Source organism: Rhodococcus sp. IEGM 1307, from assembly GCF_030056915.1.
Classification (GTDB): Bacteria; Actinomycetota; Actinomycetes; order Mycobacteriales; family Mycobacteriaceae; genus Rhodococcus_F; species Rhodococcus_F opacus_D.
In genome coordinates this window covers 294,258-312,821 of sequence record NZ_JASHKW010000001.1, presented here as the reverse complement: position 1 = coordinate 312,821, position 18,564 = coordinate 294,258, and the positions used below count along the sequence as shown (strand labels likewise).

The 18,564-nt window shown below is 69.4% G+C and carries 16 protein-coding genes; 6 read left to right on the top strand and 10 right to left on the bottom strand.

The genetic code is table 11. The features are described from left to right. The first annotated feature begins 38 nt into the window (after positions 1-38). The 4 genes from ygfZ (at position 39) to QM841_RS01440 (ending at position 3,157) form a co-directional block, all read left to right on the top strand. Positions 39-1,160 carry a CAF17-like 4Fe-4S cluster assembly/insertion protein YgfZ gene (gene ygfZ / locus QM841_RS01455; protein ID WP_283330664.1) on the top strand — a complete coding sequence of 374 codons (1,122 nt, stop codon included), beginning with the start codon at positions 39-41 and terminating at the stop codon, positions 1,158-1,160. Further along, on the top strand, positions 1,157-1,825 hold the full coding sequence (locus QM841_RS01450; protein WP_283330663.1) for an MOSC domain-containing protein: 669 nt from the start codon (positions 1,157-1,159) through the stop codon (positions 1,823-1,825). Before ygfZ ends, QM841_RS01450 begins: the two co-directional genes overlap by 4 nt. Beyond that, complete coding sequence (locus tag QM841_RS01445) at positions 1,822-2,775, top strand: asparaginase (protein WP_283330662.1); 954 nt, start codon at positions 1,822-1,824, stop codon at positions 2,773-2,775. Before QM841_RS01450 ends, QM841_RS01445 begins: the two co-directional genes overlap by 4 nt. A gap of 181 nt (positions 2,776-2,956) precedes the next feature. After that, on the top strand, positions 2,957-3,157 hold the full coding sequence (locus tag QM841_RS01440; protein ID WP_005244376.1) for a DUF3073 domain-containing protein: 201 nt from the start codon (positions 2,957-2,959) through the stop codon (positions 3,155-3,157). A 111-nt stretch (positions 3,158-3,268) separates the two neighbouring features. Here the strand turns inward: QM841_RS01440 and purM are convergent, their stop codons facing one another. Then, positions 3,269-4,348, bottom strand: coding sequence for a phosphoribosylformylglycinamidine cyclo-ligase (gene purM / locus QM841_RS01435; protein WP_005244377.1), 1,080 nt, complete (start codon positions 4,346-4,348; stop codon positions 3,269-3,271). Positions 4,349-4,468: 120 nt separating this feature from the next. Then, positions 4,469-6,052, bottom strand: coding sequence for an amidophosphoribosyltransferase (gene purF, locus QM841_RS01430; RefSeq protein ID WP_009477905.1), 1,584 nt, complete (start codon positions 6,050-6,052; stop codon positions 4,469-4,471). A gap of 173 nt (positions 6,053-6,225) precedes the next feature. Here purF and QM841_RS01425 point away from each other — a divergent pair, with 173 nt between their 5' ends. Beyond that, positions 6,226-7,545 carry a class I SAM-dependent methyltransferase gene (locus QM841_RS01425; RefSeq protein ID WP_283330661.1) on the top strand — a complete coding sequence of 440 codons (1,320 nt, stop codon included), beginning with the start codon at positions 6,226-6,228 and terminating at the stop codon, positions 7,543-7,545. On the opposite strand, the gene QM841_RS01420 is transcribed toward QM841_RS01425, so the two are convergent. The 7 genes from QM841_RS01420 to QM841_RS01390 all read right to left on the bottom strand — a co-directional run bounded on the left by QM841_RS01420 (position 7,546) and on the right by QM841_RS01390 (position 15,689). Then, positions 7,546-7,932: a sterol carrier family protein gene (locus QM841_RS01420; RefSeq protein ID WP_283330660.1), complete on the bottom strand. Its 387-nt coding sequence runs from the start codon at positions 7,930-7,932 to the stop codon at positions 7,546-7,548. It lies immediately after the preceding gene. 4 nt (positions 7,933-7,936) lie between these two features. After that, entirely contained in the window at positions 7,937-8,581 is a 645-nt protein-coding gene (locus QM841_RS01415) for a CPBP family intramembrane glutamic endopeptidase (protein ID WP_283330659.1), read from the bottom strand. Next, a complete protein-coding gene (locus QM841_RS01410; RefSeq protein ID WP_283330658.1) occupies positions 8,578-10,347 on the bottom strand; it encodes an alpha/beta hydrolase in 1,770 nt (589 codons plus the stop codon). Before QM841_RS01410 ends, QM841_RS01415 begins: the two co-directional genes overlap by 4 nt. A 3-nt stretch (positions 10,348-10,350) precedes the next feature. Continuing rightward, a complete protein-coding gene (purL, locus tag QM841_RS01405; protein ID WP_061701188.1) occupies positions 10,351-12,636 on the bottom strand; it encodes a phosphoribosylformylglycinamidine synthase subunit PurL in 2,286 nt (761 codons plus the stop codon). 144 nt (positions 12,637-12,780) lie between these two features. Further along, the gene (locus QM841_RS01400; protein ID WP_283330657.1) at positions 12,781-14,064 is read right to left on the bottom strand and encodes a M18 family aminopeptidase; all 1,284 of its coding nucleotides are present in this window, start codon (positions 14,062-14,064) and stop codon (positions 12,781-12,783) included. A gap of 25 nt (positions 14,065-14,089) precedes the next feature. After that, positions 14,090-14,443 carry a VOC family protein gene (locus QM841_RS01395; protein WP_283330656.1) on the bottom strand — a complete coding sequence of 118 codons (354 nt, stop codon included), beginning with the start codon at positions 14,441-14,443 and terminating at the stop codon, positions 14,090-14,092. Positions 14,444-14,483: 40 nt separating this feature from the next. After that, on the bottom strand, positions 14,484-15,689 hold the full coding sequence (locus QM841_RS01390; RefSeq protein ID WP_502942693.1) for a macrolide family glycosyltransferase: 1,206 nt from the start codon (positions 15,687-15,689) through the stop codon (positions 14,484-14,486). Between the two features lie 94 nt (positions 15,690-15,783). Between QM841_RS01390 and QM841_RS01385 the strand changes: the two genes are divergently transcribed. Next, positions 15,784-16,374: a TetR/AcrR family transcriptional regulator gene (locus QM841_RS01385; protein ID WP_283330654.1), complete on the top strand. Its 591-nt coding sequence runs from the start codon at positions 15,784-15,786 to the stop codon at positions 16,372-16,374. 9 nt (positions 16,375-16,383) lie between these two features. Here the strand turns inward: QM841_RS01385 and malQ are convergent, their stop codons facing one another. After that, positions 16,384-18,489: a 4-alpha-glucanotransferase gene (malQ, locus tag QM841_RS01380; RefSeq protein ID WP_283330653.1), complete on the bottom strand. Its 2,106-nt coding sequence runs from the start codon at positions 18,487-18,489 to the stop codon at positions 16,384-16,386. Positions 18,490-18,564: the final 75 nt, after the last annotated feature.

Genomic DNA, 18,564 nt, shown 5'->3' with positions numbered 1-18,564 from the left:
GACCCCCACCCGTGGTCCATGGTCCCTAGACTGGGTTCGTGGTCGACAAACTGCCCGTCTCACCCAGTCCACTCCTCACGGCCCCGGGCGCGGTTCCTGCGCCCGAAGGCTCTCCCGACGCCGGCGTTGCCTGGCATCACGGCGATCCACTCGGCGAACAACGCAGCGCCGAACGTTCCGCGGCGGTCGTCGACCGTTCCCACCGGTTCGTCATCGCGATCGGCGGACCCGAACGACTCACCTGGCTGCACACCATCTCGAGCCAGCACGTCGCCGCGCTCCCCGACGGCGCAAGCGCCGAGAACCTCAGCCTCGACGTCAACGGCCGCGTCGAGCACCACTTCGTCCAGACCGATCTGGACGGCGTCACCTGGATCGACACCGAGGCCGACCGCGGACCCGACCTCCTGTCGTTCCTCACCAAGATGGTGTTCTGGTCCAAGGCCGAGCCCCGCGAGGGCAACGAGCTCGCGGTCCTCAGCGTGCTCGGCCCCGACGCCGTGACGGTCCTCGACGCGGCCGGCGTCGTGGCACCCGCCGAGCCGTACGCCGCCGTCGCGGTGCCCGGGGGCGGATTCGTCCGCCGCATGCCGTGGCCGGCCGCCGAGTCCTTCGACCTGCTGATCCCGCGGGAAGGACTCGCGACGTGGTGGGGCCGGCTCACCGCCGCCGGCGCCGCACCCGCGGGAACGTGGGCGTTCGAGGCACTGCGGGTGGCCGCCGCACGGCCCCGGATCGGACTCGACACCGACGATCGCACCATCCCGCACGAGGTCCGCTGGATCGGCGGTCCCGCCGACCACGGCGCCGTCCACCTCGAGAAGGGCTGCTACCGCGGCCAGGAGACGGTGGCCCGCGTCCACAATCTCGGCAAACCGCCCCGTCACCTCGTCCTGCTGCACCTCGACGGCAGCGCCGAGGGCAGGCCCGAACCGGGCGACCCCGTGACGGCGGGAGGCCGTGCGGTCGGACGGATCGGCACGGTGATCGACCACCACGAGCTCGGACCCATCGCGCTGGCCCTCGTCAAACGGTCCATCCCCACCGACACCGAGTTGGTGGCCGGCTCGTGCGCCGCGTCCATCGACCCCGACTCCGTGCCTGCAGACGACACGGTCCAGGCGGGCCGCGCCGCCGTCGACCGGCTCCGGGGCCGGTGAGCGAGGCGACCGCGACGGCCGGCGAGGTGCTGGCCGTCTGCGTGCTGCACACCGAACGGGACAGCGGCACCCGCCGGGTGACCCGGACGGCGATCGACAAGCGGCCCGTCGACGGCCCTGTGCGCGTCACGACCACCGGACTGGTCGGCGACCGGGTCTGCGACACCGAGTACCACGGTGGCCCGTTCAAGGCCGTCTACGCCTACCAGGAGGACGAGGCGCAGCGCTGGGCGTCGGAGCTCGGCCGCGAACTGCCCCCGGGATGGTTCGGCGAGAACCTCCGCCTCGACGGGATCGCCGCGACCGACGCCGTGATCGGCGAGCGCTGGCGGATCGGCACCACCGAACTGGAGGTGACCAGCCCGCGGACACCGTGCGGGACGTTCGGCGTCTGGGCCGCCGAGCCCCGGTGGGTCAAGCGGTTCTCCGAACGCGGTGACACGGGCGCGTACCTGCGGGTGGTGACGGAGGGGTCGGTCAGCGCCGGCGACACCGTCCGGCGCATCCACGTGCCCGGCCACGGCGTCACCGTGCGCGATCTGTTCACCGGCAGCGACCCGGAACGGTTCGTGGCGCTGCTCGAACAGCAGGAGAACCTCTCTCCGACCGTCGCGGACAAGGCCCGCCGACGGATCGCCGGACTGGAAGTGCAGGTCACGTATTGAGCATCGAACTGGTCGAGGTCGTCCGTTCCGGATTCCGTGAGTGCGTCCACCGCGGTTCCGCGGTGATCCTCCGCGCGGACGGCGAGATCGCGCTCACCCTCGGTGAGGTGCACACGCCGATCTACCCGAGGTCGTCGAACAAGCCGTGGCAGGCCGTGACGATGCTGCGGAACGGCTTCGAACCGTCCAGTTCCGAAGAGCTCGCGATCGCGACCGCATCCCACGAGGGCGAGTCGGACCACATCGAACTCGTCGAGCGGCTGCTCGCCCGGTACGGCCTCGACGAGGACCAGCTCCGCTGCCCCGCCGATCTGCCCTCCAACGAACTCGCCCGGGCCGAACTGCTGGCCGCCGGTGAGCTCCCCCGCCCGGTGTACATGAACTGCTCCGGCAAGCACGCGGCGATGCTCGCCACCTGCCTGGCCAACGACTGGCCGTTGCACAGCTACCTCGAGCCGACGCATCCGCTGCAACTCGCGGTCGTCGAGACGCTCGGGTCGATCAGCGGCGACGTCGACGCCGAACTCGGCATCGACGGATGCGGGCTGCCGATCGTCCCGCTGTCGCTGACGCATCTGGCGCGGGCGTTCGCCCGGCTCGTCACCGCCGAGCCCGACTCCCCCGAGCTCGCCGTCGCCGACGCCGTCCGCGAGCACCCCTACCTCGTCTCGGGCACCGGCAAGGACGACGCGCGGCTGATGCCGGTCGTGCCCGGGCTGATGACGAAGGCCGGAGCAGACGGTGTCTACGCCGGCGCGCTCCCCGACGGCTCGGCGTTCGCGCTGAAGATCGACGACGGCCACGAACGGGCCCGGTTACCCCTCGCCGCAGCACTTCTCCACCGGATGGGCGCCGAGTGGACCGAGGATCTGGCGGCCCTCGCATCGCAGCCCGTGCTCGGCGGCGGCGTCCGGGTGGGGACGGTCCGGGCAATTCCGGGAGTCTTCTGAAGGCGAAACACCGGCATCGGGGCAGCTCGCGAGCCCGGTGAGACTAAACCGACACCGCTTCGGGGTGTGGATGGAAGCGCGAGGGACTTTTCCACGCTAGAGTGTGGGGCAGGAACTTACACACTCAAACGGGGCCGCCAAATTCCCCAGGCCGCCCCGCGAAAGCGCGAGGGGGTCAGCCATGGGCCGCGGCCGGGCTAAGGCAAAGCAGACCAAGGTTGCACGCGAGCTGAAGTACAGCGTACCGACCACGGATTTTGACAGCCTGCAACGAGAGCTCTCAGGTGGGTCGTCCAACTCGCATCGGGACGAGGTCTTCGCTGACCAGCGTGCCGACAGGGAGGGTCACTCCCGGGAGGACGACGACGACTGGCGGCGCTGAGATCTGAAGACAACGAAATGAGGGGGAGCCGATACCGGCTCCCCCTCATTTCCACATCTTCAGCCGGTCGGGGCCACTAGCTCGCCCCGTTCCGACAGACGGCGTCCGACCCTAGAACCTCGGGTGATCGCCGGCGAGAATTGCGCGCTCCGCCGACACGTCGTGCGACTTCTTGATGCTGCCCAGCGTCCAGCAGTCGATGTGGCGCGCCGTCAGGACGGCCAGCGCACGATCGACGTCCTCGGGCGCCACGATCGCGACCATGCCGACGCCCATGTTGAACGTCTGCTCCATCTCGGCCCGCTCCACCCGTCCGCGCTGCGCGATCATCGCGAAGATCGGAGCCGGGCTCCACGTGCCGCGGTCGAGTTCGGCGACCAGACCCTTCGGCATGACCCGAGCGAGGTTGTTGGCCAGTCCACCGCCGGTGACGTGGCAGAACGTGCGCACGTCCGTCTCGGCGGCGAGGGCCAGGCAGTCCTTGGCGTAGATCTTTGTGGGCTCGAGCATCTCCTCGCCCAGGGTGCGGCCGAACTCGTCGACGTGCGCCGTGAGGCTCATGTGGTCGATCTCGAGCAGAACCTTGCGGGCCAGCGAGTAACCGTTGGAATGCAGTCCGGACGAACCCATGGCGATCACGACGTCGCCGGGACGGACCCGGTCGGGCCCCAGCACCTGGTCGGCTTCGACCACACCGACGCCGGTCGCGGACAGGTCGTAGTCGCCGTCCGCCATCACACCGGGGTGCTCCGCCGTCTCGCCACCGAGCAGCGCGCAACCGGCCTGGATGCAGCCTTCGGCGATGCCGCTGACGAGTTCGGCGACACGCTCCGGGACGACCCGCCCGACGGCGATGTAGTCCTGCAGGAACAGCGGCTCGGCACCACAGACGACGAGGTCGTCGACGACCATCGCGACCAGGTCCAGGCCGACGGTGTCGTGCTTGTCGAGTGCCTGAGCGACGGCGAGCTTGGTGCCCACCCCGTCCGTGGACGCCGCGAGCAGCGGCTCCTTGTAGTCACCCTTGAGCGAGAACAGACCCGCGAATCCACCGAGACCACCGAGAACCTCGGGACGGCTGGCGCGCTTGGCCAAGGGAGCGAAGAGTTCCACCGCCCGATCGCCTGCGGCGATGTCCACTCCTGCGGCGGCGTAGGACGCGCCAGGGCGACTTGTCGGATCCTCGGTCATGTGGTTGTTACTCCAGCCTTCTGTTGCTCGTCAAAATCGTGTCGGTCGGGCAATCGAGTGCTGTGATTGCGTCCTTACGGTACCGGAGTACGTTCTCCGGCCGGATCCCGATATCCCGGCCTACGGCCGACTGAGGGCGTTCGCGTTGTCGTTCTCCCGCGTCGCGGGACCGCCTGCCGCGCTCTCGAGCATTCCCTCGAGAACGTTCTTTCCGATCGACGTCTCCGTGGGGAGCGCGATGGGGTACGTGCCGTCGAAGCAGGCCGCGCACAGTCGCGACGCAGGCTGCTCGGTGGCGGCGATCATGCCTTCGGTGGAGATGTAGCCGAGGGTGTCGGCGCCGATGGAACGGCGCACCCCTTCGAGCATCTCGTCGAAGCTGCCGGGCTCGCCGCCGCCGCCCGCACCGTTGGCGATCAACTCGGCCGGGGAGGCGAAGTCGATGCCGTAGAAGCAGGGCCACTTGACCGGCGGCGATGCGATCCGGACATGGATCTCCAGTGCGCCGGCCTCGCGGAGCATCCGGATGAGCGCGCGCTGGGTGTTGCCGCGGACGATCGAATCGTCCACCACCACGAGGCGCTTGCCGCGGATGACTTCCTTGAGCGGGTTGAGCTTGAGGCGGATACCGAGCTGGCGGATCGTCTGCGACGGCTGGATGAAGGTGCGGCCCACGTAGGCGTTCTTCATCAGACCCTGGCCGTACGGAATGCCCGACCCCTGCGCGTAACCGACCGCGGCCGGAGTGCCCGATTCAGGGACCGGGATGACGAGGTCACCCTCGGCGGGGTGCTCGGTGGCGAGGCGACGACCGATCTCGACGCGGGTGGAATGCACCGAACGTCCGGCGATGACACTGTCCGGACGGGCCAGGTACACGTACTCGAACACGCAACCCTTGGGCTCGGGGTTCGCGAAGCGGGAGGAGCGGACGCCGTCGGCGTCGATGGCGAGCAGTTCGCCGGGCTCGATGTCGCGGACGAAGGACGCGCCGACGATGTCGAGTGCGGCCGTCTCGCTGGCGACGACCCAGCCGCGGTCCAGGCGTCCGAGGCACAGCGGGCGGATGCCGTGCGGGTCTCGGGCCGCGTAGAGCGTGTGCTCGTCCATGAAGGTGAGGCAGAACGCGCCGCGCAGTGTCGGCAGGAGCTTCATGGCCGCCTGCTCGATGGTGCTGTCGGCGGCGGCGTGCGCGAGGAGGGCGCCGACGACGTCCGAGTCGGACGTGGCGCCGCCGGGGCGCTTGTCGTTGACCAGTCCGGCTTCACGGGCGCGCTGCGCCAGCTCCGCCGTGTTGACGAGGTTGCCGTTGTGGCCGAGGGCGATGCCGCTGCCCGCGGCGGTGGTGCGGAAGATCGGCTGCGCGTTCTCCCACGTGGTCGAGCCCGTGGTGGAGTAGCGACAGTGACCGACGGCGACGTGGCCCGGCATCGCTGCCAGGGTCTGCTCGTCGAACACCTGGCTGACCAACCCGAGGTCCTTGAAGACCAGCACCTGCGAACCGTCGGCGACGGCGATGCCCGCCGCTTCCTGCCCACGGTGCTGCAGCGCATAAAGTCCGTAGTAGGTGAGTTTCGCCACATCCTCTCCCGGCGCCCAGACGCCGAAGACTCCGCATTCCTCGCGGGGCTCGTTCTCGTCCTCGTCGGACGGGTTCGAAGAGAGAAGATTAGGACTATGGACCGACAGATCGGCTCTGGTCACCGGGGTGCTCCCTGGGGATGGGCGTGTGAGGGGCAAGGTCAGTCTACGTGCCCTGCGCCGCCGCTTCGCCCACGGTGCCGATCGGACCGGCCCAACTCCCGGACGGACAGCCGAAAATAGATTGGTTTCGGTACCGATCAGCATCCTCGAACCACAGAGCGGGGGCTTGTCCGATGAACGTCCGCAGCACGGCACCGACCGCCGCAGAACGCCTGCTCAGCGCGTTCGAAGGTGCGATGGGCATCCCCATTCCCGTGCACGTCCGATGCTGGGACGGCTCGGAGGCAGGCCCCGACTCCGACGTCACCGTCGTCTTCCGCAACCGCCGGGCCGTCCGGACGGTGCTGTGGTCGCCGAACGAACTCGGTCTCGTCCGGGCCTACGTGTCCGGTGACCTCGAGATCGAGGGCGACGCCTTCCGGCTGCTGACGCTTCCGGACCTCGTCGACCGGCTGGGCACCCTCAGCGTCCGCGGATCCGACCGCGGCACCGTCCTGAAGTCGCTGGCGACGTTCGTCCGGCTCGGCGGCCTCGGACTCCGGCCGACACCGCCGTCGGTGGAGGTGGCCCGGCGCCGCGGTGCCAAGCACAGCAAGGCGCGCGACGCGTCCTCGGTCTCACATCACTACGACGTCGGCAACGATTTCTACCGCCTGTTCCTCGGTCCGACGATGGTCTACTCGTGCGGCTACTGGGACCAGCGATCCGACGACCGCGATGCGATCGGGACGCTGGAAGAAGCGCAGAACGAGAAGCTGGACCTGGTCTGCCGCAAGCTCGGTCTCCAGTCGGGCATGCGACTGCTGGACGTGGGCTGCGGTTGGGGGTCGCTGGCGATCCACGCCGCCGAGAAGTACGACGTGTCCGTCGTCGGGGTCACCCTCAGCCACGAACAGGCCGAATGGGCACAGGCGAGGGTCTCCGAGGCCGGGCTGTCGGATCTGATCGAGATCCGCGTGCAGGACTACCGCGACGTCGTCGACGGTCCGTTCGACGCGATCTCCAGCATCGGCATGTCCGAACACGTCGGCGACTCCGCGCTGCCGGAGTATGCGCAGCACCTGCTCGACCTTCTCCGTCCCGAAGGCCGGCTGCTCAATCATGCGATCGCCTCGGTCCGGTCGCTGACCGGCACCGGCAACTCGTCGGGGTTGATCGAGAACTACATCTTCCCGGACGGCGAGGTGCTGCCGCTGAGCAGAACGCTCGACGCCTTCGAGCGCGCCGGACTCGAGGTGCGCGACGTCGAGGCCCTCCGGGAGCACTACGCACTCACCCCGCGGGCGTGGGTGGGCAGACTCCGCGACTCCTGGGACGACGCGATCCGGCTCGCCGGCGCGGAGCGGGCCCGCACCTGGTTGCTGTACCTCGCGGCCAGCGCCCTGGGGTTCGAGGAGAAGGGCCGGCTGACGATCCATCAGGTGCTGGCCGTGCGCCCGTCCGACGACGGGTCGAGCGGCCTGCCCCGCACCCGCGCGTTGTGGCTGGGCTGACTACACGCGCAGCAGCGGCAGCCAGTGGGCGATCTCCCCGGCGCGACTCCCCGACACCGACACTCCGCCGTCGGCGGTCGCACTGTCGAACTCCAGCAGTCCCGTCACCATCAGCAGCCACGTCCGGGGGTCGGTCTCCACGACGTTGGGCGGGGTGCCGCGGGTGTGCCGCGGCCCCTCGATGCACTGGACCGCGACGAACGGCGGAACCCGCACCTCCACGCTCGAACCGGGCGCGACCTGCTCGAGCGTCCGCGCGCTGAGCCGGACCGCCGCGGCCAGCTGGCTGCGGGACGGTTTCTCCTCGGAATCGCCGCGCAGCCACGGGCCGACCTCGAGTACGGCGGCTCTCAGTTCGGCGGGATCTACGGCTCGGCGCGGCGGCATACGCTCAATCTACTGTGCGGGCCCGCGCGAGTTCGGCGGCCACCGCCCCACCGACGTTGACCGAAAGGTGCAGCAGTGCAGGGGCTACGACGCTGCCGCTGCGTCGACGCAACCACTCGAACAGCCACGCCGAGGAGCCGGTGAGCAGCACGCTCGCGGCGACGCCGTCGCCGGCGATCCGGGCCGCGCGCACGTGCCACAGCCCGAACGTGGCGGCGTGCAGGACGTTGGCCGTCGCAGGCGTCCAGGCCCGTCGCAGCATCGCGGACAAGACGCTGCGGAACAGCAGTTCCTCGTGCGCCACGGTCCCTACCGGAATCCGGAACCCCACCCAGCCGGCGAAATCGGTGACGCCGTCGCCGGTCGGCACACGCCTGCGCAGTGCGGGCACACTCAGCGTGATCGCGTACCCGGCGAGCGGGATCACCGACGCCAGGCCGCCGTACCGCAACCCGGACCGGGCCTTCGACGCGGACAGGCCGAGTTCGTCGACGCCATAGCCCGCGGCGCGTGCTGCTCCCACGACCGACAGCCCGACCGCGCCTCCCGCGACCGCCCGCCCGTACGGGCCGAGCCCCGAACCGGGCAGCACCACGTTGCTCCACAGCACGGCCGCCGCCGCGCCGGCAACGGAGGCGACCCTGCTCACTTCTCCGGGCCCTCTGTCCCGGAGAGGGATTCGAGAGTGGACCGGACGCGTTCGGTGTCGACGGGCGTCCATCCGTCGGGCTGGGCGACCGTGATCCAGCCGTCGAGGACGAGAGTCCCGTAATTGTGGCCGTGCCCGTCCGGCACGCCGGCGGCGTTGGTGAGGTCGGCGGAGACCTGCCAGAACGTCACGAACGGAAACCATTTCATCGACGGCGAACGATCCTCGCCCGGTGGTTCCTTCAACCAGTCGGGGCGGGTGAACGCCAGGTCGGGCGACCACCACACGACGGGATCGGACGGGTGCTGCACGTACAGGATGCGCGGTGACAGCCATTCGCCGGTTTCCTCCACCATGTCGGCGGAGTCGTCGGCGAACCGCACCACCAGACCCGCCGAGTACTCGGGGGCGACCTCGGGAGTGCCGGGGTCGCGGCGCTGGATCAGCTGTCCCCACAGCCGGTTCGAGTTGGGCGGCCCGACCCACAACACGCCGTCGACGGTCTGCCGGATATCGCTCAGCGTGTCGAAGGCGCCCTCCCCCGCCTGGGTGCCGAGACTTTCGCCGTAGACCAGCAGTTTGGGGCGCGTCGCCTCGGGTTCCTGCAACCACCGCTCGTGCACACGACCGATCAGTTTCTTCCCCGCCTCCGCGGCCTTCTCACGGTCGGCGAGGAACGAGATCCAACTCGGCAGGAACGAGTACTGGCTGGCGACCAGCGCCGTGTCACCGTTGTGGACCAACTCGATCGCCTGCGCCGCAGTCGGATTGACCCAACCGGTGCCGGTGGTGGGGACGACGACGAGGACCTTGCGCGAGAACGCGCCGGTCCGCTCGAGTTCGTCGATGACGACGTCCATGCGCGCGTCCGGGTCCTCGGCGGTCTCCAGTCCGGCGTAGACCCGGATGGGGTCCTTGGCCGGGGTGCCGTTGGCCGCCGTGAGCTCGTCGGCGTCGAGCCCTCGGGACACGAAGTTCCGGCCCTCGTACCCGAGGGTGTCCCAGGGCGCCAGCGACTCGGGGCTCCCCGACTTCTCCGGGGCGAGTGGTTGCTCGACGCCGTCGCGGGTGGTCGAATTCTGCAGGCTGAACGCCGCATTCGTGGCGGCGTAGATGCCGCGCATCAGAACACCGTCGACGAGCAGGAAGAACAACACCGTCACGATGAGGATGCCGACGGTGGTGGCCGTCGGGATCGCGAGGTGCCACCGCCGGATGAGTCGTGCCGCGATCCACCGCACCAGTTCGCGCAGCAGCCGCCACACCGAGATGATCGCGGCGCCCACGAGCAGACTCAGACCGCCCGTGCGGATGTAGCCGGTGGTGGTGGTGCCCTCCGCCCCCATCAGCGCGGCGATCTCACGCTGCCATGCCGCGGAGTACGCGAGCATCACGAGACTCACGACCACGCACGTCACCGTCACGACGACGCGCAGGCCGGTGGACCACGGTTCCGGCAACGGCCACCACGACCGGTGCCGCAGGAAGTAGCGACGTACCAGCCAGCCGATCGCCGTTCCCACCGTGTAACCGATCGCGGCGTTGATGCCGCCGATCAGCCCCTGGAACAGCCAGTCGCGGGGCAGCAGCGACGGCGTCAGCGACCAGCAGAAGAACAGCGTCGCGAACGCGATGCCGGTGAAGTCGAGCCGAAGGAAACGCCAGGTCCGGTCGAGTCGGGGACCGTGGAGGAGTGCAGGATCAACCAGCCGCGAGAATTCCCGCGGCCCCCGGTCAACCCTCTCCAATGCCCCCGATTCGACCATCCATCACCCGAACAATGCCGGCAGAGTTCCCTCGAACGTCGTGCGCAGCTCGGCCAGCGAGACCGAGAACTGGCCCTGGACCTCGACGGAATCGGACCCCTCGTCCACCACACCGATGCGCACCCACGGGAGATTACGGGCCGTGCACATACCGGTAAAGCGAGTTTCCTCGGTGCGCGGGACCGCGACGAGCACGCGGCCCGACGACTCGGAGAACAGGGTGACGAACGGATCGGCGTCGTCGGGAAGCAGGATGCGGCAGCCCGTCTCCCCGGCCAGCGCGGCCTCGACGACGGTCTGCGCGAGACCGCCTTCGGACAGGTCGTGCGCCGCGGACACCAGCCCGTCGCGGGACGCCGCGAGGAGGATGTCGGCCAGCAACTGCTCCCGCTCGAGGTCGACCTTCGGTGGCACGCCGCCGAGGTGGCCGTGCTCGACCTGCGACCAGATGGACCCGTCGAACTCGTCGCGGGTGTCGCCGAGCAGGATCAGCGTTTCGCCCGGTTCCAGTCCGAGACCGGTAGGGATGCGACGGTGCACGTCGTCGATGACGCCGAGCACGGCCACCACCGGGGTGGGCAGGATCGGGGTCGACCCGGTCTGGTTGTAGAAGCTGACGTTGCCGCCGGTGACGGGGATGCCGAGCTTCGCGCAGCCGTCCGCCAGACCGCGGACGGCCTGCTGGAACTGCCACATGACGCCGGGATCCTCGGGGGACCCGAAGTTCAGGCAGTTGCTGACGGCCTTCGGGGTCGCGCCGGTGACGGCGACGTTGCGGAAGGCCTCGGCGAGCGCCAGCTGGGCGCCGGCGTACGGGTCGAGCGCGGTGTAGCGGCCGGACGCGTCGGTGGCGAGCGCGATGCCGCGGCCCGTCTTCTCGTCGACGCGGATCACGCCCGAGTCGGCGTTCTCGGCCAGGACGGTGTTGCCGCGCACGTAGCGGTCGTACTGCTCGGTGATCCACTTGCGGCTGCACAGCGCCGGGGACGCGAGCATCTTCAGCAGGGTCGCCTTCAGTTCGTCGGCCGATTCGGGACGCGTCAGTCCGGCGGTGGTGTTGGCGACGAGGGCGTCCTGGCTCGCGGGACGCTGCACGGGGCGCTCGTACACCGGGCCCTCGTGGGCGACGGTGCGCGGCGGCACGTCGACGACGGTCTCGCCGTGCCAGGAGATGGTGAGCCGCTCGCCGTCGGTGACCTCACCGATGACGGTGGCGAGGACGTCCCACTTCTTGCAGACCTCCATGAACGCGTCGACGTTGTCGGGGGTGACGACCGCGCACATGCGTTCCTGGGACTCGCTGGACAGCACCTCGGCCGCGGTCATGCCGGTGGCCCGCATCGGGACCTGCTCGAGGTTGATGTGCATGCCGCCGTCGCCGGCCGCGGCGAGCTCGGACGTGGCGCAGGACAGGCCGGCGCCGCCGAGGTCCTGGATACCGACCACCAGCTTCGCGGCGTACAGCTCGAGACAGCACTCGATGAGCACCTTCTCGGTGAACGGATCGCCCACCTGCACGGCGGGCAGCTTCTTACGTCCGGTTCCACTTTCGTCACCGTCGAACGTCTCCGACGCGAGGACGGACACGCCGCCGATGCCGTCGAGGCCGGTGCGCGCACCGAACAGGATGATCTTGTTGCCGGCACCGGATGCGAACGCGAGGTGCAGGTCCTCGACGCGCATCGCGCCGGCGCACAGGGCGTTGACCAGGGGGTTACCGGCGTACGACGCGTCGAACACGGTCTCGCCGCCGACGTTGGGGAGGCCGAGCGAGTTGCCGTAGCCGCCGACACCGCGCACCACACCGTCGACGACGCGTCGGGTGTCGGGGGCGTCCGCCGCACCGAAGCGCAGCTGGTCCATGACGGCGATGGGCCGTGCACCCATGGCCATGATGTCGCGGACGATGCCGCCGACGCCGGTGGCCGCACCCTGGTAGGGCTCCACGTAGGAGGGGTGGTTGTGGCTCTCGACCTTGAACGTGACGGCCCAGCCGTCGCCGATGTCGACGACGCCGGCGTTCTCGCCGATGCCCGCGAGCATCGAGGAACGCATCTCGTCGGTCGTGGTCTCACCGAAGTACTTCAGGTGCACCTTGGACGACTTGTAGGAGCAGTGCTCGCTCCACATCACCGAGTACATCGCGAGCTCGGCCTCGGTGGGGCGGCGGCCCAGGATCTCCTTGATGCGGGCGTACTCGTCGTCCTTCAGCCCCAGTTCCTTGAAGGGCTGTGCGACGTCGGGGGTCGCGGTGGCGGCGGTGACGGTGTCGACCGGGTGTGCTGACACTGGAGGTGGGGTCCCTTCCCTACGGGAGTCAAGAGAGGCAAGCCGGGAGTCACGGTCGGCGCAAGCCGGGTGGCGACGAGCCGTACGTCAGTCTATCCGGCGGCTCGTTCCGGTACCGACCTGGCGCTCCTCGCCCCGCTTCCCTCACGCCGTCGGTGTGAGGAAGGCCGCAAGCGCGTCGGAGTAGGCACGCACGTCGCGGGCGCCCATCAGCTCCCGCGACGAATGCATTCCGAGCTGCGCGGCGCCCACGTCGACGGTGCTCAGCCCGGTCCTGGACGCGGTGATCGGGCCGATGGTCGAACCGCACGGCAGATCGGCCCGGTGCACGTACCGTTGCAGCGGAACGCCGGCCTGGTCGCAGGCGAGGGCGAACGCGCCGGCTCCGGCCGAGTCGGTGGCGTAGCGCAGGTTCTGGTTGACCTTGAGCACCGGCCCCCCGTTGACGGCGATGTGGTGTGCGGGCTCGTGCCGCTCCGGGTAGTTGGGGTGCGTGGCGTGCGCCATGTCCCCGGACGCGCAGATCGAACCGGCGATCGTCTGCAGGAATTCTTCGCGACCACCGCCACGGCCGAGGACGATGCGCTCGAGCACGGTGCTCAGCAGATCGGAGAACGCGCCCCGATCGGACATGCTCCCCACCTCCTCGTGGTCGAACAGCGCGAGCACCGGCACCCGGTCACCGGGGTTCTCGGCCGCCGCCAGCAACGCCTGGGTGCCCGCGTAGCAGGTGCCCTGGTTGTCGAGTCGCGGCGCGCTGACGAGGTCCTGTTCGGTTCCGACGAGGGCGCTGGGCGCGAGATCGTGGGTCATCAGTTCCCACCCGAGCACCGCGTCGGCGGGCACCTCCGCCCGGTCGGCCACGAAGTCGATGAACGAGCGGCGTTCGGACCCCACGCCCCACACCCCGTTGAGGTGGCGCTGCGGATCGAGGTGGACGCCCTTGCGGTCCTCGGACAAGTGGATCGCCAGCTGCGGCACGCGCAGGATCGGTTCGTCGACGCGGACGAGTTTCTCCTCGACCGCGTTGCCGGCCCGCACGCTCAGCCGCCCGGAGATGCCCAGGTCGCGGTCGAGCCACGAGTTGAGCCACGCGCCGCCGTACGGTTCGAGACCCACCAGCTGCCACCCTGCCGACGACAGGTCGGGGTGCTGCTTGACACGCAGGTTCGGGCTGTCGGTGTGCCCGCCGACGATGCGGAACGGCGCCGTCCGGCCCAGCCCTTCGGTACTCCACGCGATCAGGGATCCGCCGCGCACCAGGAAGTATCGGCCGGGCTCGCCGGGCCACGAGTCGGTCTCGTGCAACTGGGTGAAACCGTTGCCGGTCAGCAACATCGACACCGTCGCACACACATGGAACGGCGACGGTGATGCATCGACGAAGGTGCAGAGTCCCTGGGCGTCGGCCCACGTAGTGGAAGGCATGGGGTCAATCATGCAGGACCCGCTGTCACGTGTGGGGACCCGAGACGCAGAACTGGTTGCCGTCGGGATCGGCGAGCGTGACCCACCGGAAATCGCCCATCTCGTGCTGCGCGACCTCCGTCGCGCCCTCGGCACTGAGCCTGCCCACCTCGCCGTCGAGGTCGTCGGACGCCAGGTCGAGGTGGATGCGGTTCTTCCCTGGGGTGGGGTCGGCGACCTTCTGGAACGCCAGCTTCTGCGCGGAATCCGGAAGGGCGACGACGTAGAACCAGCCGTCGTTCTCCTGCTCGATCGTGCCCGCCGTCTGCTTCGCCCACCATTTCGCGAGGGGCCCCGGATCCGTGGTGTCGAACGTGATCATGCCGAGTGTGAGTGCCATGCCCGCAGAGTAGACGTGGCCACCGACAGGTTTCGCGGCGTCAGAGGAACTCCTCGATCACCCTCACGGCGGCGTCCACTCCACCCGCAGAACGCAACTCGGCGGCAAGCTCCGCGCTGCGGCGCCGGACCGGCTCGGCGTCGACGTGCGCGAGGGCGTCCCGCAACTCGGCTGCCGACACGTCCGCACTGTCCACTCGCACCGCGACTCCCGCGGCGACGAGCGCGTCGGCGTTCTCGAACTGGTCGGTGGCCTGCGGCGCGGCGATCATCGGCGTTCCCGTGAACATTCCCTCACTGGAGCCGCCCATGCCGGCGTGGGTGAGGAACGCGTCGGCCTGCCCGAGGATGTCGAATTGGGGCACCCACCGGTGGACCTCGACGTTGCCGGGCACGGTCCCGAGTTCGGCGACGTCGACGTGCTGCCCGATCTGCAGGACGACGTGCCAGCCGTCGAGGTCACCGAACGCCTCGATGCAGCGCCGGTAGAAGTCGGCGTGATCGGTGAACGCGGTGCCGAGCGAGACGAGCAGCACCTTCCCCGCGCCTGCCGGGCGCTGCCACCGGCCGTCGGCGAGGCGCCGGGTGGGCAGAGCCGGTCCGACGAACGTGTAGACGTCCTCGTTCACCCGATCGGCGTTGGGCTGCATCGATTTAGCGATCAGCACGACCGCCCGCGCCGGGCGCCCGTAGAACTCGTCCGGGTCCGTCTCGACACCGTTGCCCCGCAGCAACTTCCCCTGCCGCTCGTACAGTGCCGCCCCGCGTGGGTCGGCCCGCATCGTGTCCACGAACGACTTCATGTCGTCCTCGTAGCCCTCCCACGCCACGTACGTCGGCGACAATTGCACGATCGGCACGCCCCATTCCTCGGCGAGGACGCGGGCGGGTCCTCCCGCGATGTCGTACAGGAACAGGTCGGGGCGGTCGTCCTCGTACAGCCCCCGCAATTGGGGCAGCATCGACTCGTACTCGGCCTGGAACAGAGTGAGCTGATCGATGGTGTCGCCGTCCCAGGACTTCTCGGACTCCTCCGTCGCACCTGCGGTGTTCACGCGCGGCAACGTCGAGGTGTACTCCTTGAATTCCGCTCCGGTGCTCTCGACGACGTCCTTCACGGCGGCGTCGTTGGCGTACGTCACGCGGTGACCGCGCGTGACGAGTTCGCGGAGAATCTCCAGGCTCGGGTTGACGTGCCCGGGCGCCGGAATGCTGACCATGGCGATGTGTGATCGGGTCATCTTCATCCTCTCCAATACGGAACGGTCCGTCTCGTTCAAGAGTGACACGGGGCGCGAGTCGAGTCAAGACGATACGTCTCGTCTGGTCTACGATCCGTTCATGCCGTCCGCCGACACTCCCCGCCGTTCCGAACGGTCCCGCGCCGCGATCCTGCAGGCCACGCAGGAACTGATCCGCGAACAGCCCTACGGGAAGATCAGCATCGAAGGCATCGCCGCGCGCGCCAAGGTCGGGAAACAGACCATCTACCGGTGGTGGCGATCCAAGGGCGCACTCGTCGTGGACGCCCTCCACGAACAGAACGCGGCCGGGGCACAGGAGGCCATGGCCCTGCCGGACACCGGCGACCTCGCCGCCGACATGCGGCTGGTCCTGCGGGCCACGGTCGACGAGTTCACCTCACCCGACTTCGAACCGCTGTTCCGGGCGCTGGCCATCGAATCGCTGCAGGATCCCACACTGCAGGAACAGATCGTCGAGCGGATCTACCGGCCGCAATTCGAGTTCGTCGCGGCGCGGTTCCGCTCCGCGCAGGACGCCGGGGAGGTGCGGCCCGACATCGACCTCGCCCTCGCGTTCGAGTTGTTCATGGCGCCGATGTTCTACCGCTGGCAGAGCGGAGCGCATCCCCTCACCCACGACCACGCGGACGCCGTCGTCGACCTGGCGATGCGCGCCCTCGCACCCTGACGACCGGGATCAGCGGGCGCCGCTCACGAACCCGAAATCGCCGTCCGCCAGGTCCTCGACGTGGACGGCACGCCCCGACGCGTCGGCGAGGGGAATCTTCCAGTTCGAATACTGGGTCTCGTCGGTGCCCGGCTGATTCTGGACGCGGTACTCCCCCACCAGATCGGCGAGCGCGACACCCGTCAGCAACGACGGGCTGCGGTTGATCAGCCGGTACAGCGCCTTCACGGTGTCGGGTATCGACGCGTCGTCGACCAGCAGTCCGCGGTCGCGCGCCAATTGCAGTACGGCCTCACGCTGCCGGGTGTCGTGTTCCTTCTCGAGTTCGAGGTCGCGTTCGAGGAGCCCGAGCCGCGAGCGCAATTCGATGTGTTCGCCGGCCAGGTATCCGGCGGTCGGCGGAAGATCGTGCGTGGTAACGGATGTCAGGCACAGGGTCCGGTACCGCTCCGGCGGTGTCGGACGCTCGCCGTCGTGCTCGAACCACAGGATCGACGTCCCCAGGATCCCGCGCTCGGCGAGGTAGTCCTGGACCTCGGGTTCGAAAACCCCGAGGTCCTCACCGATCACCACGGCGCCCGCCCGCTCGGCCTCGAGCGCGAGGATCCCGACGAGAGCCTCGTGGTCGTAGGAGACGTACGTTCCGTCCGCAGGCGACTCCGCGGCGGCGGGGATCCACCACAGCCGGAACAACCCCAGGATGTGATCGACCCGCAACCCACCCGCGTGCTTCAGCACGGTGCGCAGCATGTCGCGGTACGGGGCGTACCCCAGTTCGGCCAGCCGATCCGGTCGCCAGGGCGGCTGATTCCATTGCTGACCCTGCTGATTGAAGTCGTCGGGAGGCGCACCGACGGTAATGCCCTCTGCCAGGGCCGTTCCCAGCGACCACGCGTCCGCACCCCCGCGCTGGACCCCGACCGCCAGATCGTGCACGATCCCGATGTCCATGCCTGCCGCCCTCGCCGCGTCCTGGGCGTCGGAAAGCTGCTCGTCGCATACCCATTGCAGCCACGAGTAGAATTCGATTCGCGGCGCGAGCTTGCGCCGCTGCGCCTGCACCCAGTCGCTGTCGGGCGCACCGGCCTTCGTCGTCCATCGCGGGTCGTCGGGCGGCAGTTTCTCGGTGAGCGCGCACCAGGTCGCGAAGTCCCGCAGTCCGTCGCCCTCGACGCGGCAGAACTCCTCGAACGCGTGCTGCCTGCTCGGGCTGCGCTCGATCCGGAAGACTTGTTCGAGCACCCGGAGTTTGGCCCGGTACGACGGGTTGCGGTCGATCCGGTCGGACCGGTCGTTCGCCCGCTCGAATCGCGCTGCGGCGTCGCGCATCCGCGCATGGCGTCGCGTCGAGAGGTACGCAGTCTCCGGGATGTTCTCGACACGGATGTACATCGGGTTGACGTAGCGGCGGGTGGTCGGCAGGTACGGCGACGCCTCGATCGGTGGCCGGGGCTGCGCGGCGTGCAGCGGATTGACCAGCACGTAGTCGGCGCCGTGAACGGACCCGAAGATCGAGGCGAGATCCGCGAGGTCGCCGAAGTCCCCGACACCCCACGACCGACGCGACCGGATCGAGTACAACTGCGTCAGCACACCCCAGCGTCGGCGGTCGCTCAGCGCGTCGGACGTCGACAATCGTGCCGGCGTCACCACGAGCGTGCACGACGACGACGTGTGCGAGGTGGACGCCCGCACCGCGTGCCACCCGCACGGAACGTCGGAGGGAACGACGAACGTCGCGCGGCCGACCAGGGCGCCGTCGACCTCCCGCGGATCGACCCACACCTGGAGTTGGCGTGCCGGGACCGTCCCGCCGGACTCCGTGTCGATCGTGACGTCCACCGCCTCGCCGTGCGGAACGTGGACCACGAGACGGGTCTCGGACCCTTCCCTGCCGACGACGACGGGCGGCAGCATCCGTCGCCACGGTGCCGCGTCGCATTCGGAGAGGGCGCGCCGCACCTCGTCCTCCGTTGCGGCGGGAACGTCCAGGGCTGCGAGGACGCTGCGGAGTGTGTCGTCACGGACGTCGTGGCGCTGCTGATCCCAACCCCGGTACGACGTCGCCACCCCGTGCCGGGCCGCGAGGTCACGCAACTGCTCGGTGTACGTCACCCCCTCGATCGTGCCAGCTCACCCCGGAATCTGCGCGACTTCCGACCCGTGCCACGGCGGTCGGAGCGCATCGGC